The following is a 12,082-nucleotide window of genomic DNA, read 5'->3' as shown; positions in this document are numbered from 1 at the left end:
TTGAAATAAAAAAAAAGGATGCCGCTTCAATCCCTAACTTAAATGATACTAGTGCCTAAAACAGAATTTTATATAAACCATAATAAATGATAGTAGTTATAGCCCCGGAGCATGATATGGAACATGAATTGAACATTCTTCACCAATTGTTTGATGAAGGGTTGCACTATTTTCATTTGCGTAAGCCCCATAAAAGTTTAAAGGACCACCGAGCTTATTTAAATGAATTGGATGTCAAGTATCATAATAGGGTAGTGGTACACTTGTACCACGAACTGGTAAATGAATTTGACTTAAAGGGAATTCATTTTCAAGAACAACACAGAATAGACCATATTGACAATCCTGGGCGCTATTTCAAAAACCTTGAGATGTATGGCAAGTCCATTAGTAGCTCATTTCATGAACCGGAAGTATTGGACAATTGTTATTTTGAATTCGATTATCATTTATTGAGTCCTGTTTTTTCCTCTATCTCAAAACCGGGGTATAAAGGTCGTGGGTTTGATGTAAACCATATTGACAAAACAATCATTGGTATGGGGGGTGTTTCAATTGAAAATATAGAAGAGTTCAAAACTTTAGGTTTTAAAGGAGTTGGAGTGTTAGGTGGTATCTGGAACAGCAATGAACCTGTTGAATCTTTTAAAAAAATGAAACAATATTTTGAATAATTTAAAATACATACTTTCTATTGCAGGTCACGATCCTAGTGGTGGCGCCGGTATTACGTCAGATATAAAAACATTTGATGCGCACGGATTATATGGCCTTTCGGTTTGTACGGCCATAACGGTGCAAAATGAGAATGATTTTAAGGAATGTAGTTGGGTGCCCGTCCCATCTGTTTTGGCTCAGATAGAAGTTTTATTTGAAAAATATACCATTGACATCGTCAAAATAGGGCTTGTAGAATCTTGGCCTGCAATGCTCCGTATTGTAAATACATTACACGCAATACATCCCAAGGTCAAAATTGTCTTGGACCCAATATTAAAAGCAAGCTCAGGGTTTGATTTTCACAATGGCGAAGAACAAAATGTATTGGATGAAATATGGAGTAAATGTTACATCGTTACCCCTAATTATGATGAGATTAAGTGTTTGTATCCGCAAATGACTATTGAAGAGACACTTGAGCATATGGCCAATTATACCAACATCTATTTAAAAGGTGGACACCGTGCGGATAAAAAGGGGTATGACGAGTTGTATTATAGTCAAATTGTTATGGTGAACATACCCCCCTTTTTAAGTGAGGTATTGGAAAAACATGGTAGTGGATGTGTGTTGTCATCTGCACTTGCCAGTAATTTGGCGCTTGATATTGGTTTGGAGGATGCCGCTAGAAACGCTAAAAAATATACGGAGGAATATTTAAACTCCCACCCCTCTTTGCTGGGGTTACACAAAAAAATAATTACAGAATGATACCGAAATTGCATTATATATCGCAAGGTAAAACAGTAGACGAGCATTTATCGAACATTCAAAATGCCTGTAGTAGTGGCATTGAATTGGTGCAGTTGCGATTAAAGAAATTTGAAGAACCTGCCGTTTTAAAAGCAGCAGAACAAGCACGGGAAATTACTAGTCGTTTCCAAACCCGGTTGATTATCAACGATTATTATAAAATAGCCAAAGAGGTAAAAGCTGATGGAGTTCATTTAGGACAGAACGATACCTGTCCAAAAACGGCCCGTAGACATTTATATTCTTGGCAAATAATCGGTGGAACGGCCAATACATTGGAACAGGCACAAGAATTAATTGCTAAAAAAGTAGATTATATTGGTATGGGGCCGTTTAGGTTCACATTGACCAAAGCAAATTTGAGTCCCGTGTTGGGTGTTGATGGTTATGTTACAATCATAAAAAAGCTGAACACGGAAACACCAATTATTGCCATTGGCGGCATAACGTTGGAAGACGTTCCGGATATCTTAAAGACCGGGGTGTACGGCATAGCGGCATCGGCAGGAATAACCAGGGATTTTAATAACATAGCACACTTTAAAAAATTACTGGATGGTAATGTACAGGAACAGGTTTGGACTGCCTTTAAACATGAAAATAAATGAAAGATAAGTTAACAATTGCCGGTAAATCGTTTATGTCAAGATTGTTTACCGGTACGGGAAAATTTAAAAGCTCGGAAAATATGCGGCAGACCATTATTGCTTCTAAAAGTGAGCTGGTGACCGTTGCGTTAAAGCGGGTAGAGGTCCATAATTCTTCAGATGATATATTGGTACATTTAAGGGATAATCACATTAATCTTTTACCAAATACATCTGGAGTAAGATCGGCCAAAGAGGCTGTTTTTGCAGCTCAATTGGCACGGGAAGCTTTGGAAACAAATTGGGTAAAGTTAGAAATTCATCCGGATCCAAAATACCTATTGCCAGATCCTGTAGAAACCTTAAGGGCCGCTGAAGAACTTGTAGCGTTGGGCTTTGTGGTTATGCCCTATATACTCGCAGACCCCGTGTTGTGCAAACGCCTGGAAGAAGTTGGTGTACAGTGCGTAATGCCATTGGGAGCACCTATTGGCAGTAATAAAGGAATTATGACCAAAGATTTTTTGGAGATCATCATTGAGCAAAGCAATGTACCGGTTATCGTTGATGCAGGTATTGGCGCACCGTCCCATGCGGCCTTTGCCATGGAGCTGGGTGCAGATGCTGTTCTGGTTAATACGGCAATTGCTGTTTCTGACGATCCGGTAGCTATGGGAATGGCATTCGCAAAGGCCGTAGAGGCGGGGAGAATGGCTTACTTGGCAAAATTGGCACCTATTCAGGAACATGCTGCTGCAAGCAGCCCGCTAACTTCTTTTTTGCATGAATAGTTTTAAGGAAACTTTTGAACGGTATGATTGGCATACGCTGGAAAAGGAAATTTACGGCTGTACCTCATTAGATGTAGAACGTGTGTTGGCAAAGGAAAAGATTACGTTATCGGATTTTAAAACTTTGATTTCCCCTGCGGCCAAACCATATTTGGAACAAATGGCACAGCGAAGTAGCGCATTGACCAAAAAACGTTTTGGGAAAACCATGCAAATGTATATACCCTTGTATCTTTCCAATGAGTGCCAAAATATATGTACCTACTGTGGGTTCAGTATGATCAATAACATTAAACGAAAAACCCTAACGGATAAGGAGATTTTGGATGAGGTGGCCTATATAAAAAAATTGGGTTACGATCATGTTCTATTGGTAACGGGAGAAGCCAACAGAACGGTAGGTGTAGCATATTTAAAAAATGCCATAGCCTTAATTCGTAAACATTTTTCTAATATTAGTATAGAGGTACAGCCATTGGACCAAGAAGAATATGAAACCTTGATCGCGGAAGGACTATATGCAGTTTTGGTATATCAGGAAACCTATCATAAGGCAACATATAGGACCCACCATCCAAAAGGTAAAAAATCAAATTTTGATTATAGATTGTTAACACCGGACCGTTTGGGTAGGGCGGGTATTCATAAAATTGGGTTAGGTGCTTTATTCGGCTTGGAAGATTGGCGGGTAGATAGTTTTTATACGGCGTTACATTTAAAATATTTGCAAAGAACATATTGGAAAACCAAGTATTCCATCTCCTTTCCACGGCTACGTCCGCACCAAGGAGATGTGGAGCCCAAGGTAGCAATGACAGATGCGGATTTGGTCCAGTTAATTTGTGCCTATCGTCTGTTGGACGAAGATGTGGAATTATCCATGTCCACTAGGGAGAGTAAAGTGTTTAGGGATAATATTATTAACCTGGGTATTACATCCATTAGTGCGGAATCAAAAACCAATCCAGGTGGCTATGCGGTTGCCCCTGAATCTTTGGAACAGTTTGAAATATCTGACGAGCGCAGCACAGTGGAAATCACTGAAATGATCCAATCCCAAGGATATGAAGTCGTTTGGAAAGATTGGGATAGAAGTTATTTGGTTTCGGAATAAGAGGTAGCGTTATATATTTTATCATGTTAGCGAAACCTTATTGAACGTTTTAAGGTAATACAGTTCACTCAAACGGATAAAATGTTAAAATTTTTATTTCGTTAAACCTTTTCAAATATTGGAAGTCATACAGTGTAATGCACATTTTAATCTAATGTGTATATCTATAAAAAGAGCTAATTGGTGTATTAAAACGGTGTTAAATAATACCTAACATTTCTATAAAACAGCCTTTAAGAATTAGATTTGTGAAGTAGACGATACCGGTTTGCCAAATAACTATCCAAACTTCCAAATGAAAATAAAATACATTGTTTATAGCCTTCTTTTAATAGGAATTACCGCCCTAATAGTATACCGCATAAATGCAAACAATGAAATTGGCGGATCTAAGGCCAATGATGCGGTAGAACAAGCAACTTCTGTAAAGGGGATGGTGCTCAATGCCCAACAGTTCAATGATAATATTTCCTTATCCGGAACCATAGAAGCCAATGAACAAATTGAGATAAGGAGTGAGGTTTCCGGTATTGTTGAACGTATTAATTTTAATGAAGGCAGTAAGGTTACCGAAGGTCAAGTGTTGTTCAAGGTCAATGATATAGAGTTACAGGCGCAATTATCCAAAGTGCAAACGGCCCAAAAACTAGCCTCTGAAAATGAACGGAGGGCAAAATTATTGTTGGAAAAACAGGCCATAAGTCAAGAAGAATATGATATTGTGAGTGCGGACTACCAATCTGCCAGTGCAGAATCGCAATTAATACAGGCGCAACTTTCAAAAACTATAGTTAGGGCGCCTTTTTCGGGAACCATTGGGTTGAGGTATATTTCTAAAGGCACCTATGTAACCCCACAGACATTGATCGCCAAATTGGTCAATACCAGTAAGCTCAAGATTACATTTTCAATTCCGGAAAAATATGCATCTCAGGTATCTGTAGGTTCGCAGTTGAGTTTTACTACTTCAGATTCCAAAGAGGAATATAAGGCCAAGGTGTATGCCATTGAGCCAGAAGTAGAGATTGCTACTAGAACATTGAAAATGAGGGCCATTGCGGAAAACAAGGAAGGTAAATTGTACCCGGGAACATATGCCAATGTAATGTTGCCTTTGGAAAGTATAGATGATGCCCTAATGGTACCGTCAGAAGCCTTGATACCTGTACAGAACGGTAAAAGAATATTTATTGCAGAACAAGGTAAAGCCAAGGAAATCGATGTTGAGATCGGGGCAAGGACGGGTAATGAGGTACGGGTGGTTTCTGGCCTAAAGGTAGGGGACACTATTTTGACCTATGGAGTAATGGCCTTGAAAAATGGTACTCCCGTCAATATTCAATTTGAAGAACCTGTAACGTTAACCGCAGAATAATGAACTTATCGACCTTAAGTATAAAAAGACCGGTTTTGACCATTGTAATGAACCTTACCTTAATCCTATTCGGTATCATTGGTTATACATATTTAGGGGTGCGTGAATTTCCTTCCATTGATCCGGCGCAAGTATCTGTGAGAACCAGTTATTCAGGTGCCAATGCAGATATAATTGAGTCGCAGATCACTGAACCATTGGAAAAAGCGATTAATTCCATTGACGGTATACGTAATATAACTTCTTCTAGTGTACAAGGTTCAAGTTCTATTAGTATAGAATTTAACTTGGACAAAAATCTTGAAGATGCGGCCAATGATGTAAGGGACAAGGTGTCACAAGCGGTAAGGCGTTTGCCGGAAGATTTGGATGCCCCACCGGTAGTCTCCAAATCTGATGCCGATGCACAACGTATCCTTTCCATGACCGTGCAAAGCGATGGAAAGAATATATTGGAACTATCAGACTACGCAGAGAACGTTATTGCCCAGCGGATAGAAACGATACCGGGGGTAAGTAGCGTACAAATATGGGGACAGCGAAGGTATGCAATGCGCCTTTGGATAGACCCATTGAAATTGGCTTCCTATGGACTTACAGTGGCAGATGTTAGGACCGCATTGTTGGCACAGAACGTAGAATTGCCATCTGGAAAATTAACCGGAGATAATACGGAGTTAACGGTAAAGACAATCGGGAACCTTAATACGGAAGAGCAGTTCAACGATATCATTATTCTGGCAGATGGGGAAAAATTGGTTCGTTTAAGTGACATTGGTAAGGCAAGTTTGGAAGGGGAGAACATGGAGACCAAGATGAGCGATTCTGGGCAGCCCATGGTCGCTACCGCGGTCATTCCACAACCAGGAACCAATTATTTGGAGATTGCGGATGCTTTTTATGAGGAATATGAAAAGCTAAAAAAAGATTTGCCGGAAGGTTTTAAATTGAACGTGGTAATTGATGATACGGTCTTTGTTAGAAGGGCTGTAACCGAGGTTGCGGAAACCTTATTGATTTCAATAGTATTGGTTATCCTGGTCATTTTCTTCTTCTTTAGAAACTGGTCCATGGCCCTAAGGCCCTTAATAGATATTCCCGTATCCTTGATAGCCACTTTCTTTATTATGTGGCTGTTTGGGTATAGTATTAATGTGCTTACACTTTTGGCCATTGTACTTGCCACGGGACTTGTAGTGGATGATGGTATTGTGGTAACGGAAAATATTTATAAAAAAGTAGAAGAGGGTATGAGCCCTATAGAGGCGGCCATAAAAGGGTCTAATGAAATATTCTTTGCGGTCATATCCATTTCAATAACATTGGCAGCAGTGTTTCTTCCGGTAATCTTTTTGGAAGGTTTTGTAGGCAGGCTTTTCCGTGAGTTTGGGGTGGTCTTAGGTGCGGCAGTATTGATTTCCGCATTTGTTTCTTTGTCACTGACCCCTATGCTTAATGCCTACTTGATCAAACCCGGCAAACAGAAACAATCAAAATTCTATCATTTTACGGAGAAGTATTTTTTGAGAATGAACCGTTCCTATGCAGAATCGCTTAGGGAATTTATGAAAAGAAAGTGGTTGAGTTTTCCAATTTTGGCAGGATGTTTAGGATTAATTGCGGTGTTCTACATACTACTTCCAAAAGAAACCGCACCTTATGATGACCGTAGTTTTGTGCGGCTGAACGTGCGCGCACCAGAAGGATCATCCTATGAATACATGGATCGTCTTATGACGAATATTACTGACTTGATCAATGATTCCATACCAGAAAAGAAAGTAAGCCTTGTACTTACTTCACCAGGTTTTGGATCATCTTCCGTAAATAGTGGTAGGGCCAACGTTGCTTTGGTAGATCCTAGTGAACGGGAACGTTCCCAACATGAAATTGCGGAAGATTTGGGCAGATGGGCTAAGGCATATGTTGGTGGTAAGTCCAACGTATCTGAACGGCCAACAATATCCGTAAATAGAAGAGGTGGACCCCCGATCCAATACATTATTCAGGCACAGAACTTTAAGAAGTTAGAAGAAAATATTCCTGCATTTATGGCTGAGGCCGAAAATGATGAGACGTTTTCTTTTGTAGACGTTAATCTAAAATTTGACAAACCGGAAATCTATGTGACCATAGACCGTGAGAAGGCTGAGAGTTTAGGGGTGTCCGTAATAGATGTTGCCCAAACCCTGCAACTATCTTTGAGCGGACAACGTTTTGGATATTTTCTAATGAACGGAAAGCAATATCAAGTAATTGGTCAATTTGATAAAGAGGACAGAAATGCACCGATGGATTTAACATCAATCTTTGTCAAAAATAAGGACGGTTTGTTGATTCAATTAGATAACCTGGTTCAAACATCAGAACATAGTAGTCCACCACAACTATATCACAATAATAGGTATATGTCTGCCACCGTATCTGCAAATTTAGCACCCGGTAAAACTATCAACGACGGTATAGAGGCCATGGAGCGGATAAAAGATAAAGTATTGGATGAATCCTTTACTACGGATTTGGGTGGAGAATCAAGGGATTTTGTTGAAAGTAGTTCAAATACCCTTTTTGCTTTTGGATTGGCATTACTGTTGATTTTCTTAATTCTTGCTGCACAATTTGAAAGTTTTATAGATCCCTTCATCATTATCCTGACCGTGCCTATGGCCGTTGCCGGAGCCATGTTTTCCTTGTGGTTATTTGGACAGTCATGGAATATTTTCAGTCAAATAGGCACCATAATGTTAATTGGTCTGGTAACCAAGAACGGTATTCTTATTGTAGAATTTGCCAATCAATTACGGGAACAGGGATTAGGAAAAAGAGAATCAATTTTACAGGCATCGGAATCTAGACTACGGCCTATTCTTATGACCAGTTTAACCATAGCTTTGGGAGCTTTGCCCATAGCGTTATCCTTGGGAGCGGCTTCTACCAGTAGAATAGGCATGGGGGTAGTGATCATTGGTGGGACCATGTTCTCCTTATTGCTAACGTTATTTGTAATTCCTGCACTTTATATGCTGTGGTCACGTGAAAAAGTAGAAAGACCGGAGTTTAAAGTGCTTGAAACATATTAAAATGAATTATTACAGGATTATATTTTTTGTTGTATTCATAGTTGGATGCAATGTCCGGGGACAAGAAGTGCTCTCCTTGCAGGAAGCGGTAAAAATAGCAATAGAGAATAATTACAGTATTATTACCGCCAGCAATAATCTCGCAATTGATTCCATAGGGGTAAGTCCGGGTTATGCAGGCATGCTTCCTACTTTGGAAGCCCGTATTACGGATAATAATAGTGTGCAGAATTTATCGCAAACCCGTTCAGATGGTTCCCAGGTAGAACAGGACAATGCAAAGAACAATAGTTTAAATTATGGTGTGGCCATGGATTGGACATTGTTTGACGGCCTACGCATGTTCGCCAATCTGGAACAATTGAAACAAAATCAGAATTTGGGCGAGGTAGAACTAAAACAAGTTATTTTGACCAAAGTGGGCGAAGTAATGATCACTTATTATGATTTGGTACAGCAACAGCAACAGCTAACGGCCTTGGATAGTACCATACTAATATCCAAACAACGGGTTGAGCTGGCCCAAAATAGGTTTACCATTGGTAAGGCCTCAAAATTGGAAGTCCTGAACGCCCAGGTAGATTTAAATACGGACCAAACGCTAATGCAGCGGCAGAGGGAATTATATGCCAACACCAAAATCCAATTGAATGAACAACTGGCACGAAATTTAAAGACGGCATTTGTGGTCGCTACGGAAATTAATGTAGATGAAAGTCTTTTATTACCGGAGTTGGAAGCGGATGTCATCTCTAATAACCCACAATTAAATGCAGAGCGTATTAACAAACGTATAAATGAATTGGAGTTAAAACAGGTACGTGCGGCCAGATATCCTACTGTTTTTGCAACAACAGGTTATAATTTTGGCAGGTCAGAATCAAGTCTTGGGTTTACTACGAGTGCCAATTCCAGAGGTTTTAATTATGGTTTTGGGGCCACTTTAAATCTTTTTGATGGCTTTAATCAAAACAGAAATGAAAAAATAGGACGTTTAGAGTTGGAGAATGCTGAAATTGCCATTGCCCAACAGCAACAAGAGTTATTATCTATTCTTAGTACTACGTATCAAACCTATCTGACCAATATCAGTTTAATTGAATTGGAAGAAAGTAATGAGGCCATAGCAAAGGAGAATTTAGACATAACCGTAGAGAAATATCGCATAGGCATAATACCAACGTTAGAGTTTAGAACTGCGCAATTAAACTATATTAATGCCAAGGTGAGGTTTAGCAATGCCAAGTTTCAGGCTAAGCTATCGGAAATTATTTTAAGGCAGTTGTCCGGAGATTTGGCCATATAATCAGTTGTCCATTATTTAGGAATTTTCCAAAATCCAGCTGTTCAGCTCATCTACATCGTTCTTTTTACAAAGTTGTGAACCTTCTGTCATGGTTGCCGCCGTACCACAGGCTACTCCGTAAATACCCATTTCCTTGATTGATTTATTTTTAGAAAGGGCCAACACCATACCCGCTACCATACTATCACCGGCGCCAATGGTGCTTTTTTGTAAGACAACGGGCGATTTTATATGAAAGGCCATATCATTGGCAACGACCATGGCTCCTTTTGGACCCATTGAGATTACCAGCACTTTACATGTATTATTTTTGAGGAAATGCTTGGCAACGGCTTCAAGTTCCGTATAGGTAATTGCTTCAATGCCGCATAGCGTAGCCAACTCGCCCAAATTTGGTTTCAAGAGGTAAACCCCTTCTTTTGCACCTTTTATCAATGCTTCTCCAGAGGTGTCCAAAATATATTTGGCCTTATTCTTTGTTGTTATTTTAGCAACTTGGGCAAAAAAGTCTAAGGGCATACCAGGGCAAAGACTTCCACTTGCTACCAAGAAATCATCTTCTTCAAGAACGGTATCCAGTTGTTTTAATGTTCTTTGCCATTCCGTTTTTTGAACTATGGGTCCGGGCATTCCAAATCGGTATTGGGCATTGTTCTTGGTATCGGTTACGGCAAGGTTTTCACGTACCCAACCAGATATAGGGATTATCTGTTGGTCAATTTGTAAATCTGTCAATTGTTCCTGAAGATGAATCCCAGTAGGTCCGCCGGATAAATACATACATAAGGAAGTGCCCCCAAGTTCCTGTATTACGCGAGACACATTGATTCCGCCCCCTCCGGGTTCATATACCGGGGTGCCGCATCTTAATTTATTATCGGGCACTATACCATTGACCGTGGTGCTTTTATCGACCGCAGGGTTTACGGTAAGAGTAATAATTCTGTTCATGGTGGTAATGTTCAAAACATAGTTCAAATATAGCCGTAGGAATATGTTGGTGCTATGACCATTGTCATTGGTATAGATCAAGGTCTAGAATATCTTGGTATAAAATTGGTAGTTATGAAAGGTGTCATGCGTTTAGGAAAGGTATCCGGAATAAAGATTGAAGTTCACTGGACCTTTATACTTTTACTTTTATGGGTAGCGTTTTTAGAGTTTCAGAAAGGCAGTGGTCTAAACAGAATATTGCTCAATGAAGCCCTTATTGTGGTATTGTTCTTCTGTGTCGTTTTACATGAATTGGGGCATGCCCTGACCGCTAAAAAATTTGGGGTACAGACCAAGAACATACTTTTATTGCCAATAGGCGGTGTTGCAACATTGGAAAAAATGCCAGAAAAACCTGCGCAGGAGTTATGGATTACATTGGCAGGTCCTGCGTTGAATATCATTATTGCCATTTTACTTCTCTTGGTAGTCCCGGTACGTAGCTACTTTAATTTTGATGCTATTGTTATGGAGGAATTGCTTTATGAACCAACCTTACAGAATTTTTTATTCTACCTATTTATTGCCAATGTAATGTTGGTCGTCTTTAATCTAAAACCAGCCTTTCCTATGGATGGTGGCCGCGTATTGCGTGCATTGCTATCCTTTAAACTTGGGCGTGTAAAGGCTACTGAAATCGCTGCAAGTCTTGGTCAAGGGTTAGCTGTGGTATTTTTTGTACTCGGCTTATTTTTTAATCCTTTCTTATTATTGATAGCACTGTTTATCTTTCTTGCCGCCTATGGGGAAAACCAAATGGTAAAACAGGGAGATTTGCTCAGAGGATATATGGTTAAGGATGCTACCTTGACCAATATAACACAATTGAATACCCATAATAAAGTAAAGGAAGTCATTGCAATCCTTTTGGGGGGAACAGAGAAGGATTTTGTGGTAGTTGACAATGGAAAAATTGTAGGTGTATTGACACAAAAAAATATAATAGAACACGCCAAAGCACCAGAAACATTGGTGGGCAGTATCATGCAAACCAAATTTACTACCGTTAATTCATCTGACGGGTTAATGAAAGTATTGCAAGGGTTGGGAAGGGAAGGAAATGGTTTTTTTCCAGTACTTGAACAGGGGAAACTAGTTGGTGTAATTGATACGACCAATATTAGCGAATTTATATTGTTGAGAACTGCAGCTACTTAAAATGACATTTTGATCTTAACCAAGTTCATATGTGGGCTATATGATGAAAGCGCAAGGCTATGAGGTAGTGTGGAAAGATTGGGACCGGAATTATACCACATTGTTATAGTTTCAGGTAATTAATGTTGTTAGTTAGAATAGTTCCCTTGTAGGTCTTATTGAAAATATGAAGCAATAGTGATTAAAAATATCATTAAATAAGTAA

Annotated in this window: 10 protein-coding genes; 9 read left to right on the top strand and 1 reads right to left on the bottom strand. The window is 39.5% G+C overall.

The genetic code is table 11. From position 1 onward, the window contains the following. Positions 1 to 86: 86 nt before the first annotated feature. From JM81_RS05170 to JM81_RS05135, 8 genes are all read left to right on the top strand, one after another. Positions 87 to 674, top strand: coding sequence for a thiamine phosphate synthase (locus JM81_RS05170; RefSeq protein WP_144801118.1), 588 nt, complete (start codon positions 87 to 89; stop codon positions 672 to 674). Beyond that, on the top strand, positions 667 to 1,431 hold the full coding sequence (locus JM81_RS05165) for a hydroxymethylpyrimidine/phosphomethylpyrimidine kinase (protein ID WP_144801116.1): 765 nt from the start codon (positions 667 to 669) through the stop codon (positions 1,429 to 1,431). Before JM81_RS05170 ends, JM81_RS05165 begins: the two co-directional genes overlap by 8 nt. Beyond that, complete coding sequence (gene thiE, locus JM81_RS05160; protein WP_144801114.1) at positions 1,428 to 2,081, top strand: thiamine phosphate synthase; 654 nt, start codon at positions 1,428 to 1,430, stop codon at positions 2,079 to 2,081. Before JM81_RS05165 ends, thiE begins: the two co-directional genes overlap by 4 nt. Further along, positions 2,078 to 2,851 carry a thiazole synthase gene (locus tag JM81_RS05155; protein WP_144801112.1) on the top strand — a complete coding sequence of 258 codons (774 nt, stop codon included), beginning with the start codon at positions 2,078 to 2,080 and terminating at the stop codon, positions 2,849 to 2,851. The genes thiE and JM81_RS05155 overlap by 4 nt, the downstream gene beginning before the upstream one ends. After that, positions 2,844 to 3,965: a 2-iminoacetate synthase ThiH gene (gene thiH, locus JM81_RS05150; RefSeq protein WP_144801110.1), complete on the top strand. Its 1,122-nt coding sequence runs from the start codon at positions 2,844 to 2,846 to the stop codon at positions 3,963 to 3,965. The genes JM81_RS05155 and thiH overlap by 8 nt, the downstream gene beginning before the upstream one ends. Positions 3,966 to 4,260: 295 nt before the next feature. Continuing rightward, positions 4,261 to 5,340, top strand: a complete 1,080-nt coding sequence (locus tag JM81_RS05145; protein ID WP_144801108.1) for an efflux RND transporter periplasmic adaptor subunit — start codon at positions 4,261 to 4,263, stop codon at positions 5,338 to 5,340. Then, positions 5,340 to 8,420 (top strand): efflux RND transporter permease subunit, encoded by a 3,081-nt coding sequence (locus JM81_RS05140; RefSeq protein WP_144801106.1) that lies wholly within the window; start codon positions 5,340 to 5,342, stop codon positions 8,418 to 8,420. The genes JM81_RS05145 and JM81_RS05140 overlap by 1 nt, the downstream gene beginning before the upstream one ends. A gap of 1 nt (position 8,421) precedes the next feature. Beyond that, on the top strand, positions 8,422 to 9,726 hold the full coding sequence (locus tag JM81_RS05135) for a TolC family protein (RefSeq protein ID WP_144801104.1): 1,305 nt from the start codon (positions 8,422 to 8,424) through the stop codon (positions 9,724 to 9,726). A gap of 15 nt (positions 9,727 to 9,741) precedes the next feature. On the opposite strand, the gene JM81_RS05130 is transcribed toward JM81_RS05135, so the two are convergent. Further along, a complete protein-coding gene (locus JM81_RS05130) occupies positions 9,742 to 10,677 on the bottom strand; it encodes a 1-phosphofructokinase family hexose kinase (protein WP_144801102.1) in 936 nt (311 codons plus the stop codon). 54 nt (positions 10,678 to 10,731) lie between these two features. On the opposite strand from JM81_RS05130, the gene JM81_RS05125 reads away from it, so the two are divergent. Beyond that, positions 10,732 to 11,877, top strand: a complete 1,146-nt coding sequence (locus tag JM81_RS05125) for a site-2 protease family protein (protein ID WP_261374968.1) — start codon at positions 10,732 to 10,734, stop codon at positions 11,875 to 11,877. The last annotated feature ends 205 nt before the right edge of the window (positions 11,878 to 12,082 follow it).

Source organism: Maribacter sp. MAR_2009_72, from assembly GCF_007827235.1.
GTDB classification, from domain to species: Bacteria; Bacteroidota; Bacteroidia; order Flavobacteriales; family Flavobacteriaceae; genus Maribacter; species Maribacter sedimenticola.
Note: the sequence above shows the minus strand (reverse complement) of the source record. Positions and strands in the feature narration are given on the sequence as shown.